At 62.6% G+C, this 17,854-nt stretch carries 18 protein-coding genes; 4 read left to right on the top strand and 14 right to left on the bottom strand.

Features of this window, described 5'->3' with window-relative positions:
* Nucleotides 1-18: 18 nt before the first annotated feature.
* A complete protein-coding gene (locus K675_RS0124690; protein ID WP_017906142.1) occupies nt 19-384 on the top strand; it encodes a diacylglycerol kinase in 366 nt (121 codons plus the stop codon).
* A gap of 4 nt (nt 385-388) precedes the next feature.
* Here the strand turns inward: K675_RS0124690 and K675_RS0124685 are convergent, their stop codons facing one another.
* Nucleotides 389-1,315 carry a LysR family transcriptional regulator gene (locus K675_RS0124685; protein WP_017906141.1) on the bottom strand — a complete coding sequence of 309 codons (927 nt, stop codon included), beginning with the start codon at nt 1,313-1,315 and terminating at the stop codon, nt 389-391.
* Nucleotides 1,316-1,437: 122 nt separating this feature from the next.
* On the opposite strand from K675_RS0124685, the gene fpr reads away from it, so the two are divergent.
* Complete coding sequence (fpr, locus tag K675_RS0124680; RefSeq protein WP_016966062.1) at nt 1,438-2,217, top strand: ferredoxin-NADP reductase; 780 nt, start codon at nt 1,438-1,440, stop codon at nt 2,215-2,217.
* Between the two features lie 254 nt (nt 2,218-2,471).
* On the opposite strand, the gene tsaA is transcribed toward fpr, so the two are convergent.
* The 4 genes from tsaA to K675_RS0124660 all read right to left on the bottom strand — a co-directional run bounded on the left by tsaA (nt 2,472) and on the right by K675_RS0124660 (nt 6,346).
* Nucleotides 2,472-3,167 (bottom strand): tRNA (N6-threonylcarbamoyladenosine(37)-N6)-methyltransferase TrmO, encoded by a 696-nt coding sequence (tsaA, locus tag K675_RS0124675; protein ID WP_017906140.1) that lies wholly within the window; start codon nt 3,165-3,167, stop codon nt 2,472-2,474.
* An 11-nt stretch (nt 3,168-3,178) separates the two neighbouring features.
* Entirely contained in the window at nt 3,179-4,792 is a 1,614-nt protein-coding gene (locus K675_RS0124670; protein WP_017906139.1) for an NAD(P)/FAD-dependent oxidoreductase, read from the bottom strand.
* A gap of 109 nt (nt 4,793-4,901) precedes the next feature.
* Nucleotides 4,902-5,576 carry a COG3650 family protein gene (locus K675_RS0124665; RefSeq protein ID WP_017906138.1) on the bottom strand — a complete coding sequence of 225 codons (675 nt, stop codon included), beginning with the start codon at nt 5,574-5,576 and terminating at the stop codon, nt 4,902-4,904.
* Nucleotides 5,577-5,746: 170 nt separating this feature from the next.
* Nucleotides 5,747-6,346: a short chain dehydrogenase gene (locus K675_RS0124660; RefSeq protein WP_017906137.1), complete on the bottom strand. Its 600-nt coding sequence runs from the start codon at nt 6,344-6,346 to the stop codon at nt 5,747-5,749.
* Between the two features lie 105 nt (nt 6,347-6,451).
* Here K675_RS0124660 and K675_RS0124655 point away from each other — a divergent pair, with 105 nt between their 5' ends.
* Complete coding sequence (locus tag K675_RS0124655) at nt 6,452-7,366, top strand: LysR family transcriptional regulator (RefSeq protein WP_026145512.1); 915 nt, start codon at nt 6,452-6,454, stop codon at nt 7,364-7,366.
* Between the two features lie 169 nt (nt 7,367-7,535).
* On the opposite strand, the gene K675_RS0124650 is transcribed toward K675_RS0124655, so the two are convergent.
* From K675_RS0124650 to K675_RS0124615, 8 genes are all read right to left on the bottom strand, one after another.
* Nucleotides 7,536-8,309, bottom strand: a complete 774-nt coding sequence (locus tag K675_RS0124650; protein ID WP_017906135.1) for a DNA-binding domain-containing protein — start codon at nt 8,307-8,309, stop codon at nt 7,536-7,538.
* Complete coding sequence (locus K675_RS0124645; protein ID WP_017906134.1) at nt 8,306-9,178, bottom strand: DUF692 domain-containing protein; 873 nt, start codon at nt 9,176-9,178, stop codon at nt 8,306-8,308. Before K675_RS0124645 ends, K675_RS0124650 begins: the two co-directional genes overlap by 4 nt.
* Before the next feature lie 12 nt (nt 9,179-9,190).
* Entirely contained in the window at nt 9,191-9,496 is a 306-nt protein-coding gene (locus K675_RS0124640) for a DUF2282 domain-containing protein (protein WP_017906133.1), read from the bottom strand.
* Nucleotides 9,497-9,662: 166 nt separating this feature from the next.
* Nucleotides 9,663-10,364, bottom strand: a complete 702-nt coding sequence (locus tag K675_RS0124635) for an ABC transporter ATP-binding protein (RefSeq protein ID WP_017906132.1) — start codon at nt 10,362-10,364, stop codon at nt 9,663-9,665.
* Nucleotides 10,365-11,132, bottom strand: coding sequence for a high-affinity branched-chain amino acid ABC transporter ATP-binding protein LivG (gene livG / locus K675_RS0124630; RefSeq protein WP_017906131.1), 768 nt, complete (start codon nt 11,130-11,132; stop codon nt 10,365-10,367). It abuts the gene before it with no gap.
* Nucleotides 11,129-12,382 carry a high-affinity branched-chain amino acid ABC transporter permease LivM gene (locus K675_RS0124625; RefSeq protein ID WP_017906130.1) on the bottom strand — a complete coding sequence of 418 codons (1,254 nt, stop codon included), beginning with the start codon at nt 12,380-12,382 and terminating at the stop codon, nt 11,129-11,131. The genes livG and K675_RS0124625 overlap by 4 nt, the downstream gene beginning before the upstream one ends.
* Entirely contained in the window at nt 12,379-13,302 is a 924-nt protein-coding gene (gene livH / locus K675_RS0124620) for a high-affinity branched-chain amino acid ABC transporter permease LivH (protein ID WP_017906129.1), read from the bottom strand. Before livH ends, K675_RS0124625 begins: the two co-directional genes overlap by 4 nt.
* A gap of 228 nt (nt 13,303-13,530) precedes the next feature.
* A complete protein-coding gene (locus tag K675_RS0124615; RefSeq protein ID WP_017906128.1) occupies nt 13,531-14,649 on the bottom strand; it encodes a branched-chain amino acid ABC transporter substrate-binding protein in 1,119 nt (372 codons plus the stop codon).
* 345 nt (nt 14,650-14,994) lie between these two features.
* On the opposite strand from K675_RS0124615, the gene K675_RS0124610 reads away from it, so the two are divergent.
* Entirely contained in the window at nt 14,995-15,294 is a 300-nt protein-coding gene (locus K675_RS0124610) for a DUF2288 domain-containing protein (protein WP_017906127.1), read from the top strand.
* Between the two features lie 257 nt (nt 15,295-15,551).
* Here the strand turns inward: K675_RS0124610 and K675_RS0124605 are convergent, their stop codons facing one another.
* Complete coding sequence (locus K675_RS0124605; RefSeq protein WP_017906126.1) at nt 15,552-17,726, bottom strand: hypothetical protein; 2,175 nt, start codon at nt 17,724-17,726, stop codon at nt 15,552-15,554.
* Nucleotides 17,727-17,854 lie beyond the last annotated feature (128 nt).

Raw genomic sequence — 17,854 nt, 5'->3', positions numbered from 1 at the left:
TTGCTCAGTTGCCTACCTATGTCGTCGCCTTTCAAAGGTCAAACCGGTTTAAAACGTATCCTCAACGCGTCGGGATATTCCCTGGACGGCCTGCGTGCCGCCTTCACTGGCGAAGCGGCATTCCGCCAGTTGGTGCTGTTGAACGTGATCCTGATTCCCGTGGCGTTTTTCCTCGACGTCAGCCGGGTCGAACGCGCGCTGTTGACCGCCGTGTGCCTGCTGGCGCTGATCGTCGAGTTGCTCAATTCGGCGGTGGAGGCGGCCATCGACCGCATCTCCCTCGACCGCCACCCCCTGTCGAAAAACGCCAAGGACATGGGCAGCGCCGCGCAATTCGTGGCCTTGAGCATGATTGCCCTGGTCTGGGCAGTTATCCTGCTCTAGTCCGTCAGGACAGTGTCGGCAACACGATCTCATCGCTGCGGCGCACGCCGGCGGTGAGGTTGCGGCACAGCTCGAGGAATTCGCGCATCGCCGAGGTCTGGTATTTCTGCTTGTGCCAGATGAAGTAGAACTGTCGCGCCAGGTCCAGCTCCGGGGTTTCCACCGCCACCAGGCTGCCGCGGCGGAAGGCGTCGCGCAGGGCCAGGCGCGAGATACAGCCGATACCCAGGCCCGACTCCACCGCGCGCTTGATGGCTTCGGTGTGTTCCAGTTCCAGGCGCACGTTCAGCGCGCTACGGTGATGACGCATGGCCTGGTCAAAGGTCAGCCGGGTGCCCGAGCCCTGTTCGCGCAGGATCCAGGCTTCGTGGGTCAGCTCTTCCAGGTTCGCCTGGCCGCGCCGTGCCAGCGGGTGTTGTGGGGCACAGAACACCACCAACTCGTCCTCGACCCAGCTCTGCACCTCGATATCGGGATGGCTGCAGTCGCCTTCGATCAGACCCAGATCAATTTCGTAGTGTGCGACCTGTTGCACAATGTTCGCCGTGTTCTGCACATGCAGCTTCACCTGGCTCTCCGGGTGCAATTGCATGAAGCTGCCGATCAGCAGGGTCGCCAGATAATTGCCGATGGTCAGGGTCGCCCCGACGGCCAGCGAGCCGAAGCCGGACTTGCCGTTGAGCAGGTCCTCGATTTCCTTGGCCTGGTCGAGCAGGGCCACGGCCTGGGGCAGCAGTTGCTTGCCCAGAGCATTGAGACTCAGGCGCTTGCCGGCGCGATCGAACAGTTGGCAGCTCGATTGCCGCTCCAGCTCGGTGATCGAGGTGCTCGCGGCGGACTGGGAAAGCGCGAGCAGGCCGGCGGCCCGTGATACGCTTTCCTGCTGGGCGACGGCGACGAATACTTGAAGTTGACGGAGAGTAAATCGCATATCTATATAACCGATAACCCTTATCTTGATAATTCATTTAACAGATATTGTCGCCGCCATTAGAATGCTATGCAATTGCGCTCATTGATAGCGCAGGCCACATCTCCAGGAGCCCTATCCCAATGAGCAACATGAATCACGAGCGTGTCCTCAGTGTTCACCACTGGAACGACACCCTGTTCAGCTTCAAGTGCACCCGCGACCCGGGGCTGCGCTTCGAAAACGGTCAGTTCGTGATGATCGGGCTGCAGCAGCCCAACGGCCGGCCGCTGATGCGCGCCTACTCGATCGCCAGCCCGAACTGGGAAGAGCATCTCGAATTCTTCAGCATCAAGGTGCCGGATGGCCCGCTGACCTCGCAACTGCAGCACCTGAAGGAAGGCGATGAGATCATCATCAGCAAGAAGCCTACCGGTACCCTGGTGCTGGACGACCTCAAGCCAGGCAAGCACCTGTATCTGCTGAGCACCGGCACAGGCCTCGCGCCGTTCATGAGCGTGATCCAGGATCCGGAAACCTACGAGCGTTTCGAGAAGGTGATCCTGTGCCACGGCGTGCGTTACGTCAACGAAGTCGCCTACCGTGAATTCATCACCGAGCACCTGCCGCAGAACGAGTTCTTCGGTGAAGCGCTGCGCGAGAAGCTGATCTACTACCCCACCGTGACCCGCGAGCCGTTCGAGAACGAAGGCCGCCTGACCGACCTGATGCGCAGCGGCAAGCTGTTCCGCGACATCGGTCTGCCGCCGATCAACCCGCAGGACGACCGCGCGATGCTGTGCGGTAGCCCGAGCATGCTCGAAGAGACCAGCGAAGTGCTCAACAGCTTCGGCCTGACCGTTTCGCCGCGTATGCGCGAGCCGGGTGACTACCTGATCGAGCGCGCGTTCGTCGAGAAGTAAGCGTTGCATGGAAAAAGCCCGCGTTGCCGGAAGGCAGCGCGGGCTTTTTCGTTTCTGGGCTGAGCGGTTTTCTTTGGCAAGCGTCCTTGTGGCGAGCGGGCTTGCCCGCGTTCGGCTGCGTAGCAGCCGTAAACCCGTGGGCACGTTATGCCTGATACGCTGCGTGCACGGGTTTTAGGGGCGCTTCGCACCCCAGCGCAGGCAAGCCTGCTCGCCACGGGGGAGAGCTGGTGCCTGGAGGGAATGGCAAGGGCCTAGCGGGCGGGAATGACTTCCAGCACGCGGATCACGCCCGCCTGCGGGTAGTGCCAACGGACATCCAGGTCCCAGAACTGCGCGCCGTACTCACGCTCCGGTGTCGGTGTCTGGTAGGCGGGCCGCGGGTCCTGGGCCAGGCACTGCTCGATCAGCTCGACCAGTGGCTCGCCAAGGCGCTGGGCGTGCCCCTGGGCCTGTTGCCGGGCGTCATCCGTCCACTGCACGGGAATCAGTTGCGGCGCCGTGCTGGCGATGTCGTTGACGGCCGTGGCGACGCTGTCGGCGTAGGGCACATAGGGCTTGATATCGAGAATCGGCGTGCCGTCCAGCAGGTCGATCCCCGAGATCCACAGCCGATGGCCTTCGACCTTGTCCAGCCGGACCACCGACTGGCCGATACCGTTCGGCCGGTGCGTCGCCCGGGTGGCGAACACGCCGATGGACTTGTTGCCGCCCAGGCGTGGTGGGCGGACCTTGAGCCGTGGCTTGTCTTCCAGGGCCTGGTGGAACAGGAACAGCAGCCAGACATGGCTGACCTGCTCCAGGCCCTGGACCGCATCGCCCTGGTCGAACGGTGCCACCAGTTCCACCACGCCGCGTGCCGCCGGCGCCAGTTGGGGCTGGCGCGGGATGGCGAATTTCTCCTTGAAGCAGGAGCGCACGAAACCGATGGGCGAGACGCTATAGCTCATCGCGACGGGCCTCAGGCCTCGATCCCGAGGATATTGCGCGCCACCGCCTCGGCGATGCGGATGCCGTCGACACCGGCCGAGAGAATGCCGCCGGCATAACCGGCGCCTTCACCGGCCGGGAACAGGCCCTTGACGTTCAGGCTCTGCAACGACGCATCACGGGTGATGCGCAGTGGCGACGAGGTGCGCGTCTCGATGCCGGTCAGCACCGCATCGTGCAGCGAGTAGCCCTTGATCTGCCGCTCGAAGGCCGGCAGGGCCTCGCGGATGGCTTCGATGGCGAAGTCCGGCAGAGCCAGGGCCAGGTCGCCGAGGGCCACGCCCGGCTTGTAGGACGGCTCGACGCTGCCCAGGGCGGTCGACGGCTTGCCGGCGATGAAGTCGCCGACCAGTTGCGCCGGCGCCTCGTAGTTGCTGCCGCCGAGCACAAAGGCGTGGGACTCCAGGCGTTCCTGCAGCTCGATACCGGCCAGCGGTCCGCCCGGGTAGTCCACCTCGGGGGTGATACCGACGACAATGCCGGAGTTGGCGTTGCGCTCGTTGCGCGAGTATTGGCTCATGCCGTTGGTCACCACCCGATTCGGCTCGGAGGTGGCCGCGACCACGGTGCCGCCCGGGCACATGCAGAAGCTGTAGACCGAGCGACCGTTCTTGGCGTGGTACACCAGCTTGTAGTCGGCGGCACCCAGTTTCGGATGCCCGGCATATTTGCCCAGGCGCGCACTGTCGATCAGCGACTGCGGGTGCTCGATCCGGAAGCCGATGGAGAACGGCTTGGCCTCCATGAACACGCCGCGGCCGTGCAGCATGCGGAAGGTGTCGCGGGCGCTGTGGCCCAGGGCCAGGACCACGTGGCGCGAATGCAGCTGTTCGCCGCTGTCGAGCACCACGCCGGTCAGTTGGTCGCCGTCGAGCAGCAGGTCGGTGACCCGCTGCTGGAAGCGCACTTCGCCGCCCAGGGTCTCGATTTCCTTGCGCATGTTTTCGACCATGCCGGTCAGGCGGAAGGTACCGATGTGCGGCTTGCTGACGTAGAGGATTTCTTCCGGTGCACCGGCCTTGACGAATTCGTGCAGAACCTTGCGGCCGTGGTGGTGCGGGTCCTTGATCTGGCTGTAGAGCTTGCCGTCGGAAAAGGTCCCGGCACCGCCTTCGCCGAACTGCACGTTGGACTCGGGGTTGAGCACGCTCTTGCGCCACAGGCCCCAGGTGTCCTTGGTGCGCTGGCGCACTTCCTTGCCGCGCTCGAGGATGATCGGCTTGAAGCCCATCTGCGCCAGCAGCAGGCCGGCGAAGATGCCGCAGGGACCGAAGCCGACCACGATCGGCCGCTCGCGCAGGTCGGCCGGCGCCTGGCCGACCACCTTGTAGCTGACATCCGGCGCCGGGCCGACGTTATGGTCGTCGGCGAACTTCTTCAGCAGGGCTGCCTCGTTGCGTGCCGCCAGGTCGACGGTGTAGATGAACAGCAGTTCGGACGACTTCTTGCGCGCGTCGTAGCTGCGTTTGAACACGGTGAAGTCCAGCAGGTCATCGCTGGTGATGCCCAGGCGCTGGACGATGGCCGAGCGCAGGTCTTCATCGGGATGGTCGAGCGGCAGCTTGAGTTCGGTGATTCGTAACATGACAGGGTCCAGTATGCGGGCCACGCGGGCGCGCCGGCTTTACGACAAACCGGAGATTATAAGCCTCAACGGCGGTTTTCCGTGAGGCTTGAATGACTGCCGGTCCGAATCAGTCGTTGCGCGCGCCGCCGAACGTGGCGCAGCCGCGCTGAACCTGGCCGTTGATGCGCAATTCGGCGCTGAGGTGGCGGACGCTGCCGTTGGTGCTGTCGACGCAGCGCTGCGGCGCCACCCACAGTTCGATGTGCTGGTTGTTGGCTTCGGTGCTCAGGCTGAAGCGCCCGTCACCCAATTGCTCTTCCAGGTAGGGCAGGACCAGCGGGGGCTGCTTGTCGCGCTCGAGGATCATGCCCTTGCCGCTGGCCTTGAACGACCAGTCCGGGCCATGGCCGCTGGCGATCACCGTCTGGCGCCGGAAGTCGAGGTCGGCGCAGCCGCCGGTGTCGCGTTCCAGGCGGTAAAGCTGCTGCAGGTTCAACTGGCCGTCGGAGCCGTCGGCCTTGCTCGACGAGAAGCTGCCACGCAGGTCGACGAACAGTTTGCCGGGCTTGCCGGCGAAGGTCGCGGCTTGCTGGGCGATGCTGGTGTTACCGCTGTCGTTGACGACGAAGCGGCGTTGTTCCTGACAAGGCTGGAACAGCAGCTTGCCATCGACGCGGCTCAGTTCGCCCTGCATGCGGTTCAGTCCGGCCGTGGGGTGCGGGCCGCCGGGGGCGAGCATCTGGCAACCGGCGGCGAACAGGGGCAGGGCGAAAATCATCAAGGAACGGGCGGCACGCATCATCGGGTCTCCTGGCAAGTGCCGCCACGTTACCCAGCCTGGGTTCGCATCACAAGCCTTGCGGTGAACCTGCGGACACCGGGCCTGCAGTCGCCACGGGTGTCTGACCCGGCGCTATCGCCAGCAAGCCGGCTCCCACGGGGCCAGGGTTGGCAGATGGACTGCAGCAGGGCTCAGCCGACGCGATAGGTCTGGCCGGTCTGTAGGCCTTCGACACTCTTGGCGTAGGCCAGGGCCACGTCCACCGCCGGTACCGGCTTGAAGCCGCGGAAGTAGGGCGCGTACTTGTCCATCGCCTCGACCAGCACCGTCGGGCTCACCGAGTTGATCCGCAGGCCCCGTGGCAACTCGATCGCCGCCGCCCTGACGAAACTGTCGATGGCGCCGTTGACCAGGCTGGCCGAGGCACCGAAAAGGATCGGGTCATGGCTGAGGATGCCGGTGGTCAGGGTGAACGATGCGCCATCGTTGGCGTATTCGCTGCCGATCCGCACCAGGTTGACCTGGCCCATCAGCTTGTCCTGCAGACCCACGGCGAAATCCTCTTCGGTCAGGTCGGCCAGTGGGGCGAATTTGACGTTGCCGGCTGCGCAGATCAGTGCATCGAACTTGCCGGTCCGCTCGAACAGTTGGCGAATCGAGGCGCTGTCGCCGATATCCACGTGCAGGTCGCCGCTGGTGCGCCCGATCTTGACGATCTCATGTCGTGGGGCCAGTTCCCTTGCGATGGCCGAACCGATGGTGCCCTGGGCACCAATCAAGAGAATTTTCATCCTGCGCTTGCTCCAGTAAAGGGTTGAGCGTTCAGTCTAGGCTGGATTTTTCCGCGGATAAGCGGGCTAATAGGCAACCTTTGGTTTTCTTTTGGAAACAATTCCTTGAGTGAAATGGATGACCTGGCGGCTTTCGCCGTGCTGGTCGAGGCCGGCAGTTTCACCCTTGCCGCCCAGCAGTTGGGGTGCAGCAAGGGACAGTTGTCCAAACGCATCAGCCATCTGGAAACGCAGTTCTCGGTGCAGCTCCTGCACCGTACCACCCGGCGCCTGAGCCTCACCGCAGCCGGTGCGGCGCTGCTGCCCCAGGCTCAGGCGCTGGTGATGCAGGTGGAGCGTGCGCGCCAGGCGCTGGCCCGGCTCAAGGACGATCTCGCCGGCCCCGTGCGCATGACGGTGCCGGTGTCCCTTGGCGAAACCTTCTTCGATGGGCTGCTGCTGGAGTTCTCCCGGGACTACCCCGATGTGCAGATCGAGTTGGACCTGAGCAACAGTTTCCGTGACCTGGTGCGCGAGGGCTTCGACCTGGCGATTCGCACCGAGATCGGCAGCGATGAGCGCCTGGTCGCTCGTCCGCTGCTGGTGATGAACGAGCTGACCTGCGCCAGCCCCGCTTATCTGGAGGCCTTTGGTGAACCGCAAACGCCCCAGGAACTCACCCATCATCGCTGCCTGCTCAACAGCCACTACAGTGGCCGCGAGGAGTGGCAGTACCATCGTCAGCATGAGTTGCTGCGGGTGCGGGTCGCCGGCCCGTTCGCCAGCAACCACTACAGCCTGCTGAAGCAGGCTGCGCTGGCCGGTGCCGGTATAGCCAGGCTGCCGTCCTACGCCTTGGCCACGGAACTGGCCGATGGGCGTTTGCGCTGGCTGCTGCGCGACTATCGCACCCGCGACATGCCGGCATACCTGGTGCATCCCTACCAGGGTGGACTGCCCCGACGCACCCAGGTGCTGGCCGACTATCTGGTCGGCTGGTTCAAGCGCAGCAGCGAGGCGCTGGAGCGGCTCGAGCCCTAGGCTTTGTCTGAAAAGTCTTGAGGCGAAGGTTAGGCAAGGCGAAAACCGCCGAGGAAGCGGAGTTTACTGGAGTAAATGAGCATTCCGAGGCGGTTTTCAACGCAGCATCACCGAGCATCAAGATTTTTCAGGCAGAGCCTAGTGTGGTATTTCTGAAACACCACACTAATCAGGCGGATGCGGCCGCTGCCTGTAGCCGGGTAATGGCGCCATGGCGGATCAGCAGGCCCAGCGTCCGGGCCGGATCGAAGGCGGGGCTGGCCGCATGGGCCTGGGTCATGGCAGTTTCCAGCGGCTGGCCATCGAGCAGTTCGCGGATGAATACCAGGCTGCCGTGCTCGATCCTGAACACTTCGACCTGCCACTGGCAACGCAGCACCAGTGCCGCCTCACCCTGGTCCGGGTCGACCTGCTCCAACCGGCCTTCGCCATGGTGCGCGAGCCAGATGGACAGCATCGCATAGGGCGACTCCAGTACCGCGACGCTGGGGTGCAGGCTGACCAGCAGGCTGCCCAGGGATTGCGGATCGGCCAGGTGCGGGGCGATCTGTTCCGGGCTCAGGGGCGTTGTATCGCCAGCGTGGTAGGCGTTGATCCGCAAGCGCTCCAGGCGGACGACATCGGCCAGGTAAGGCACGCTCGCCGCTGGCGCGAAGCCGCGGATGAAGGTGTCGAAGTCCCGGCCGTAGTCATTGAGGATCGGACTGCCGGGCGGGTTCTGGCGGACATGCAGCGCGGCCATGGCGCGGAAGAACTCGTCGCCGACCAGGGCCCTGGCCACCGGGTAGCTGTCGGCCAGGGCATTGATCAACGAGCTCTGGACGTTGTTGCGGTATACCGCGAAACGGCTGGCCGGGTCGGCGCCGTTTTGGCTGTACAGGCCTGGCGGGCAAGGCAGTCGCGAGTCGAGCAGCGCCGCGCTGAACGGGGCCTGGCCACTCATCGGCGTACCTCGGCACGATCGAGCAGGGCCTGGGCCCTGTCGACTTCGGCGAGCAGTTCGCTGAAGGCGGGGAGATGGTTGTCGCGTTCGATCAGGGTCGGCTGCGCGCCAGTCCTGGCCAGCACCTGCTGGTACAGGTTCCAGACCGCCGGATCGATCGGCGCGCCGTGATCGTCGATCAGCAGGCGGTCGCCGAGGTTGTCACGGTCTTCGGCAAAACCCGCCAGGTGAATCTCGCCCACGGCATGCAATGGCAGGGCCTCGATGTAGGCCAGTGCATCGCGTTGATGGTTGACGCAGGAGACATGCACGTTGTTCACGTCCAGCAGCAGGCCACAGCCGGTGCGGCGGATGACCTCGGTGATGAAGTCCGTCTCGTCCAGGGTCGAGCGCTGGAATTGCAGGTAGGTCGCCGGATTTTCCAGCAGCATCGGGCGTTTCAGGGTGTTCTGTACCTGGTCGACATGTTCGCAGACCCGCTGCAGGCTGGTCGGCTCGTAGGCCAGTGGCAGCAGGTCGTTGAGAAACACCGGGCCGTGGCTCGACCAGGCCAGGTGTTCGGAAAAGGATTGTGGCTGGTAACGCTCGATCAGCCTGGCCAGGCGCTCGAGGTGTTGCCGGTCCAAGGGGCCTTCGCCGCCGATGGACAGGCCGACGCCGTGCAGCGACAGCGGATAGCGCTCGCGGATCAGCCCCAGGTAGTGATGGAATGGGCCGCCGGCGACCATGTAGTTCTCGGCATGCACCTCGAAGAACCCGAGCTCGGGACGACTGTCCAGTACCGCCTGGAAGTGCTCGGCCTTGAGCCCCAGCCCGGCACGGGGCGGGAGCTGCTGAACCGTGGTTGCGGCTTGCGGGAAAGTCGGCATTTTCGACCGGGATCAGCCTTTTTCGGTAAAGGCCTGCAACTGGCCGAAGCCGGTTGGCGAGGTACTGCTGGCGGTCTTCTCGCAGGTGCCCTTGGGCACCAGTTTCCAGGCGCTGCCCTGATTGTCCTGGGTGGAAGTCCCGGCGCAACTGGTACCGGCGCCGGCGGCGCAGTCGTTCTGGCCCTTGGGGGCGACGCCGAAGCATTTTTCGGTGTCTTCGGCGTGAGCGGTCATTGGCAGTGCGGCGATGCTCAGGGCGGAACTCAGGGTCAGGGCGAGAGTGGCGGCGGACAGCGTACGGCTGGTGGCGTTGCTCATGTCGATCTCCAATTGAAGAGGGCGCCTGCCTGTCTGGCGTGGGCCGCGAGGATAGGCGGGGTGCGGCCAACATAATCGATTATGGGCGGCGAGGGTACGGACACGATGTTCCGGGCAAAGAAAAGCCCCGACGGAACGGGGCCTTTCTCGTTGCACCGTAGCGGAATCAACCGCCCAGGTACGCCTCGCGGACTTTCGGGTCGGTCAGCAGGTCATTGCCGCTGCCTTCCATCACCACCCGGCCGTTTTCCAGCACGTAGGCACGATCGGCGATCTTCAGCGCCTGATTGGCGTTCTGCTCCACCAGGAACACCGTCACACCGTCCTTGCGCAGTTGTTCGATGATATCGAAGATCTGCTGGATGATGATCGGGGCCAGGCCCAGCGACGGCTCGTCGAGCAGCAGCAGCTTGGGCTTGCTCATCAGCGCGCGGCCGATGGCGAGCATCTGCTGCTCGCCGCCGGACATGGTGCCGCCGCGTTGGCTGAAGCGTTCCTTGAGTCGCGGGAACAGGCCCAGGACCTTGTCCATCTGCTCCTGGTAGTCGCCCTTGTCGGTGAAAAAACCGCCCATGGCGAGGTTTTCCTCGACGGTCAGGCGCGAGAACACGCGGCGGCCTTCCGGCACCACCGCGATGCTCTTGCGCATGATCTGCGAGGACTCCTGCCCCACCAGCTCTTCACCCAGGTAGCGGATGCTGCCACTGTGGGCCCGCGGCGAACCGCAGAGGGTCATCAGCAGGGTCGACTTGCCCGCGCCGTTGGCGCCGATCAGGGTGACGATCTCGCCCTGGCGAACCTCCACGTTGACGCTGTGCAGGGCCTGGATCTTGCCGTAGAAGGTGGAAACGTTTTCGAACTGCAGCATTTACGCTTCCCCCAGGTAGGCTTTGATCACATCGGGATTGTCGCGGATCTGTTGTGGCGTGCCATCGGCCAGCGGCGTGCCCTGGTTGATCACCACGATATGGTCGGAGATGCTCATGACCAGTTTCATGTCGTGCTCGATCAGCAGCACGGTCACGCCGTGCTCCTCGCGCAGCACACTGATCAGCGCCTTGAGGTCGTCGGTTTCCTTGGGGTTCAGGCCGGCCGCCGGTTCGTCGAGCATGAGGATCCGTGGGCGGGTCATCATGCAGCGGGCGATCTCCAGACGACGCTGCTGACCATAGGCCAGGGTGCCGGCCGGGCGGTTGGCGAACTCGGTCAGGTTGACCTTGTCCAGCCAGTACGCGGCGTATTCCATGGCCTCCTGCTCGCTTTTGCGGAACGCCGGGGTCTTGAACAGCCCGGCCAGGAAGTTGGTGTTCAGGTGGCGGTGCTGGGCGATCAGCAGGTTTTCCACGGCGGTCATGTCCTTGAACAGGCGCACGTTCTGGAAGGTCCGCACCACGCCCTTGCGGGCGATCTCGTGGCCGGTCAGGCCCTGGATCGGCTGGCCATCGAGGACGATGCTGCCGGCGCTCGGCTTGTAGAAGCCGGTCAGGCAGTTGAACACCGTGGTCTTGCCCGCCCCGTTGGGACCGATCAGGGCCACGACCTGTTTCTCTTTCACGGTCAGGGCCACGCCGTTGACCGCCAGCAGGCCGCCGAAGCGCATGCTCAAGTTTTCGACTTTCAGGATCTCGCGGCTCATTTGCGCAGCTCCATGTGTGGACGTTGCATCGGCAGCAGACCCTGGGGACGCCAGATCATCATCAGCACCATCATGGCGCCGAACATCAACATGCGGTAATCGCTGAATTCACGCATCAGCTCCGGCAGCAGGATCATCACGATCGCCGCGAGGATCACGCCCAACTGCGAGCCCATGCCGCCGAGCACGACGATGGCGAGGATGATCGCCGACTCGATGAAGGTGAACGACTCCGGGGTCACCAGCCCCTGGCGGGCGGCGAAGAAGCTGCCGGCGAAACCGGCGAAGCAGGCACCCAGGGTGAATGCCGAGAGCTTGATCACGGTGGGGTTCAGGCCCAGGGCGCGGCAGGCGATCTCGTCTTCGCGCAAGGCTTCCCAGGCACGGCCGATCGGCATGCGCAGCAGGCGGTTGATCACGAACAGCGCGAGCAGGGCGAGCAGCAGGGCCACCAGATAGAGGAACACCACCTTGCTCACCGGGTTGTAGGTCAGCCCGAAGAACTCGTGGAAGGTCTGCATGCCCTCAGCGGCGTTACGGTCGAAGCTCAGGCCGAAGAAGGTCGGCTTGGGGATGTTGCTGATACCGTTGGGGCCGCCGGTGAGGTCGGTGAGGTTGCGCAGGAACAGCCGGATGATCTCGCCGAAGCCCAGGGTCACGATGGCCAGGTAGTCACCGCGCAGGCGCAGCACCGGGAAGCCGAGCAGGAAGCCGAAGGTCGCGGCCATCAGGCCGGCGACCGGCAGGCACAGCCAGAAGCTCCAGCCGAAGTAGTGCGACAGCAGCGCGTAGCTGTAGGCACCTACCGCGTAGAAGCCGACATAACCCAGGTCGAGCAGGCCGGCCAGGCCCACCACGATATTCAGGCCCAGGCCCAGCAGGACGTAGATCAGGATCAGGGTGGCGATGTCGACCGCCCCGCGCGAGCCGAAGAACGGCCAGATCAGCGCGGCCACGATCAGGCCGATGATGATCCAGCGCTGGGTTTTCGGCAGGGTCAGGAACTGACCGACCTTGGGCGAAATCAGCGGGCCACGGGACGACTTGAACATCGCGCCGACCTGCTCGCTGAACAGCACGCGCAGGAACATCAGCACCGAGCACAGGGCGATGACGGTCAGGGTCAGCGGTCCGGTGCCGTGCACTTCGAGGTTGATGCCGACGATGCTCAGCTTCAGGCCGAGTACCGGAAAGGCCACGGCCCAGACCAGCAGGGCGCTGAACAGCGCCTGTTTGAGATATCTGTTCATACTTTCTCAACCTCCGGACGGCCCAGGATGCCGGTCGGACGGAACAACAGCACCAGAACCAGAAGACCGAACGCCACCACATCCTTGTACTGGTCGCCGAACACATCGGCGCCAAAGGCTTCGGCCACACCCAGTACCAACCCGCCGAGCATGGCGCCCGGAATGCTGCCGATGCCACCCAGTACGGCGGCGGTGAAGGCCTTCAGGCCCACCAGGAAGCCGGCGTTGGGGTTGATGACCCCGTACTGCATGCTCAGCAGCACGGCGGCGACCGCGGCGAGGGCGGCACCGATGACGAAGGTCAGGGCGATGATGTTGTTGGTGTTGATCCCCAGCAGGTTGGCCATCTTGATGTCTTCGGCGCAGGCGCGACAGGCACGGCCCAGGCGAGAACGGGAGATGAACAGGGTCAGGCCGGTCATGGCGATCAGGGTGATCACGAAAACCAGGATCTGCATGTAGGAAATCAGTACTTCTTCTGCGCCCCCTGGGCCGAAGGAAAGGCTCCCCGGGATCAGGTTGGGAATGGACTTGTCCTTGGAGTCCTGGGACAGCAGTACGGTGTTCTGCAGGAAAATCGACATGCCGATGGCGGAAATCAGCGGGATCAGACGGTTGCTGCCGCGCAAGGGGCGGTAGGCGACGCGTTCGATGCTGTAGCCATAGGCACTGGTCACGACGATCGTCGCGATGAACGCGGCGGTCATCAGCAGCGGCAGGGAGTGGATACCCATCATGGCCAGCCCGGCAAGGACGATGAAGGCCACGTAGGAACCAATCATGTAGACCTCGCCATGGGCGAAGTTGATCATTCCAATGATGCCGTAAACCATTGTGTAGCCAATGGCTATCAAGGCATAGGTGCTGCCAATGGTCAGGCCATTAACCAGCTGTTGGAAGAAGTGATAGATCTCAGGCATTACAGCGCTCCTAAAAACCCGATACGCATTTCACTGGTGGAGTCATGTTCCGGCCCGTCGGGCGTGGTCTGTCGCCACGTTGGCACGAGCGTTTGCCAGCGAACCGCTGGTGACGGTTTTAAGATTTTCAGGTGAGCCAGCTCCCGGATCGCGGGTGTCAGGCCCATAACCCTCGTAAAACAAAGCCCACTGTGCAAACAGTGGGCTTGTTGACCTGTCAGGCCTGAGTTACTGAGGGGATACTTCGGTCTTCGGCTTGCCGAAGTGCCATTCGTAGACCACGAACTTGAAGTTCTTCAGGTCGCCCTTCTCGTCGAAGGACAATTCGCCGGTCGGGGTCTTGAAGGTGCCGGCATGGATGGCCGCAGCCACCTTGGCGGTGTCTTCGCTCTTGGCGTTCTTGATGCCGTTGGCGATCAGCTCGACAGCGGAGTAGGCCGGGAACACGAACGGACCGCTCGGGTCCTTGCCGTCAGCCTTGATGGCGTCGACGATGGCCTTGTTCTCCGGGTCGGCGTCGAAGGACTTCGGCAGGGTCACCAGCAGGCCTTCGGAAGCGTCCTGGGCGATCTGCGAGATGGAATCGTTGCCGACGCCTTCCGGACCCATGAACTTGGCGTTCAGGCCTTTTTCCTTAGACTGGCGCAGGATCAGACCCAGCTCAGGGTGGTAGCCGCCGTAGTAGACGAAGTCGACGTTGTTCTGCTTGAGCTTCTGGATGATCGAGGAGAAATCCTTGTCACCGGCGTTCAGGCCTTCGAAGACAGCGACTTTCACGCCTTTCTTCTCGAGGGTCTGCTTGACCGCGGTGGCGATGCCTTCACCGTATTGCTGCTTGTCGTGCAGCACGGCAACCACTTTCGGCTTCACGTGGTCGGCGATGTAGTTGCCGGCGGCAGGGCCCTGGGCGCTGTCCAGGCCGATGGTGCGGAACACCAGCTTGTAGCCACGGGCGGTGATTTCAGGGCTGGTGGCAGCCGGGGTGATCATGATCACGCCTTCGTCTTCGTAGATGTCCGAAGCAGGCTGGGTGGAGCTGGAGCAGAGGTGGCCGATGACGAACTTGACGCCGTCGTTGACCACTTTGTTGGCGACGGCCACGGCCTGTTTAGGATCGCAGGCATCGTCGTATTCAACGGCTTCGAGTTTCTTGCCATCGACGCCGCCCTTGGCGTTGATGTCCTTGATGGCCTGTTTCGCGCCCGTGAACTGCATGTCACCGTACTGGGTCACTGGGCCGGTCTTGGGGCCGGCGATGCCGATCTTGATGGTGTCTGCAGCGAAAGAATGGCTGGCGATACCGGCCAGAACCATAGCGGCGAACAGTTTGGAAATCTGCTTAGTCATTAGTGCTCCACTCTTGCTGTTGTAATTTTTATAGTCCTGGCGCCGAGGCAGCAGAACCGGGTTTGACGCCCCGATTTCACCTGGCAACTGTACCGATACAGTTTAGAGCGCTCGTTTATCGCTTGGATAGCGGGCAGCCAGGGACAAAATCGGGGGATGTCGCCTAAATGAAAGAAAGAGACAGAATAGCGGCAGATGGCCATGCAGATTATTATCTGAATGTTGCTGAGCTTTCACGGCAATCCCTGCCACCCTGATCCCTCTTTCACCCCAACCTTTACATCCGGGTTTTTCTACCTGGATCGTGACGTTATGATTGCGCCGATTTTTTTCAGGTAGACCCCCATGATTGAAGAACCTAGCACCCTCTATGCCAAGCTGCTTGGTGAAACCGCATCTATCCGCTGGGAGGAGCTGCAACCATTCTTTGCCCGGGGTGCCCTATTGTGGGTCGAACCGTCGCTGGATCTGGTCGCCGCCGCAGAGGCCATGGCCGAGAACCAGGCCGGAAAAGTGGCGGACTGGTTGGCCGGCGGAGCGCTGGCCAAGGTGTCTGAATCGCGGGCTCAAGACCTTTTCGAGCGTGATCCGAGCCTGTGGGCGGTGGTGGTATCGCCCTGGGTGATGATCCAGGAGAGGGCATAGCGGTGACGTATGGCGCCGTAATGGTGCATATGCGTTATGCATTTATGGCCCATGAGTGTGTAGGCGAGTAACCGCACGGCGCAGTAATGGCAGTTTGCCCGTGGAGAAAATCCACAACCCTTGATGGGAACATCGCATCTTCCCTGCCACGACACTCGATTCTGTAGGAGCCCGGCTTGCCGGCGAAGCTTCTGGCGGCCTCAAGGGCCCGTTCGCCGGCAAGCCGGGCTCCTACAGGATGATCTTGGCCCCAGGCCTCAGTACTCGGTGCGGCCAGTGTGGCTGTTGAGCGAAATGACCTTGGTCTTGCCGATGCGGTGACGATAGATCTCGCGCAGGTACTTGATCGCCTTCTTCACGCAATCGCGTGACAGGCGGATGTCGTTGATCGAGACGAACTTGTCCTTGTCGTTGATCAACTCGCGGTACTTCTTCTCATACATCGGCTTGATCGCATACCAGTTGGTATCGAGGATCTTCGCCGGGTTCTCGAACTCGTTGAGCAGGTCGTCGATGTGCCCTTCGTCGAACTCGTCGCGGGTGATGAACTCGAGCATCGAATTGTCCAGCGTATCGTCGAAACGGTACGGGTTGCGCGCGAAGCAGCGCTTGATGAAGGCCACGATCAGGGTCAGGAAATCGTCCGACAGGCACGGACTCTTGGCGATCAGCGTGGTCAGCGACAGGTTGGCCGAGGCGCCGATCACCAGCGCGTAGCGCTTGAGCGTGGTGTTGGGGAACAGGCTGTTGAGATGGGTCTTGAGCCGGTTCAGGTCCATGTAGGACAGCTTGTAGTCCTTGGGCAACGAGACGATCGAGACCACCGACGAGCAGTTCTTGAAGAAGTGCAGATCATGCAGCGCCGCCGCGTCGTAGCCCGAGGCCTTGTACTGCTCCAGGGCGGCACGATAGCGCTTGGACTCGATCGGCAGCAGGCTGATGCCCTCGATGGCCTGGGTGACCTTGTTGAAGTGCGGCAGATCGATGGAGCGGAAGAACAGGTCATCGATGTTCAGGCGCTGCTGTTCCTTCTCGAACACCTTGAACTTGTCGCCGGTCGGCGTCGGCTGTTCCGGCACCACCGATTCGGCGTAGGCGATCGCCACGGGACCTGCCAGGCTCATGAACAGGTCGTTGGCATCCAGGCGGATGGTCTCGCCGATATCGATGCCGGCCCGCCGGAAGTAGTTCTGGTCGTAGTCGGTGGTCACCGCCTGGGCGGTAAGGATGTTGAAGATCTGCTGGGAAATGTACTGGTTGGCGTGCTTCTCCATGGCATTGACATCGATGTTCTGGATATTGCCGTCATCGTTCTCTTCGGCATAACGCATGATGTCGTTGGAGATCAGCATCATCGCGTTCCACGGGCGGATGCGGCCCATGACGCTGGCTTCGCTGCTGTCTTCGTTGTCGAAGTTGTACGAGAAGTCCCATTCTTCCGACAGGTACTTGCAGAGCAGGCGACCGGCGTTGATGTGCAGGGCCTCGGACATTTCGCTGCGATGGTCGGAAATGTTCGGCAGCACGCAGATGCCGCTGGTGAAGATCGGCTCGAAGACGAAGGAATGACCGCTTTTGCTGTCGTGTTCGTCCATCGGCTTGGTGTCGAACGTCTTGTTCATGTACGAGTACTGCTGGGCCAGGCCGAACTCCGAGGCCATGCCCGAACCGGTACCGCCGCCGGCACTGAAGATCGAGAAATACAGGCGCGACTGGTTGGCCTTGATGCCGCAGGAGTCGATCAGGTACGAGTGGATCATCTTCCAGTCAGGGCTGGAGAAGCGCTGGGTGTCCTTGTTCAGGATGATCTTGGCCAGGTACTGGCCGAGGATCGGTGCGTTACCCGCGCCACCGGCATGGACCTCCGACAGGTCCATGATCTTCATCTTGCTGTAGTCGCGGATGAACCCGCTTTTCTCGCCCTTGCGCGAAAAGCGGATGCGGCCGGCGATGTCCTTGTCCAGGTCGCCGAGCATCACCAGCGGTTCGACCAGGAACACCGGCTTGGCGGACTTGTTCTGGACCAGGCGCAGGTTGTTGCGGATCCACTGGGCGGGGCGGTAGCCCTTGTCGGCGGATTTGTCGTCGTTGTTGAATTCGTTCAGATAGAACTTGCGGGCGTTGTACACCAGTTCGGCGACATCCAGCGCGATGTTCGAACCGCAACGGCCCAGGCCGATCAGGCAGACCGAGGGAAACTCCTGCTCGCGACGGGCTTCGTTTTCCACCTCCAGGTGCGGCGGGCGCGGAAATACCAGGTCGCGCAGACCGTCGAGATTGTCGAGGATACGATCCGTATTGGTTTCGGTGAAATAAAGGTACTGCTGGCTCGCCAATGGACGTGGCGTCGAGTAGGCCTTGTAGGTTTTTTCCACGACCGCGGGCGACATCAGATCGGGTACTGCGTTGGCTGGGTTATTTTTGGAGGTCATTGTGCGCCATATGCCTGGTCTGGTTGGGCGGTCGAGGGGATATCAACGCGCCATCACGGTGAGAGATCGCGACTTTAACGCGCGATATTGGCTCGATCGATAGGGGTTGGCCCTAGGTTTCCCTAGGG

The organism is Pseudomonas fuscovaginae SE-1 (genome assembly GCF_000364705.1).
Classification (GTDB): domain Bacteria; phylum Pseudomonadota; class Gammaproteobacteria; order Pseudomonadales; family Pseudomonadaceae; genus Aquipseudomonas; species Aquipseudomonas fuscovaginae_A.
Note: the sequence above shows the minus strand (reverse complement) of the source record. Positions and strands in the feature narration are given on the sequence as shown.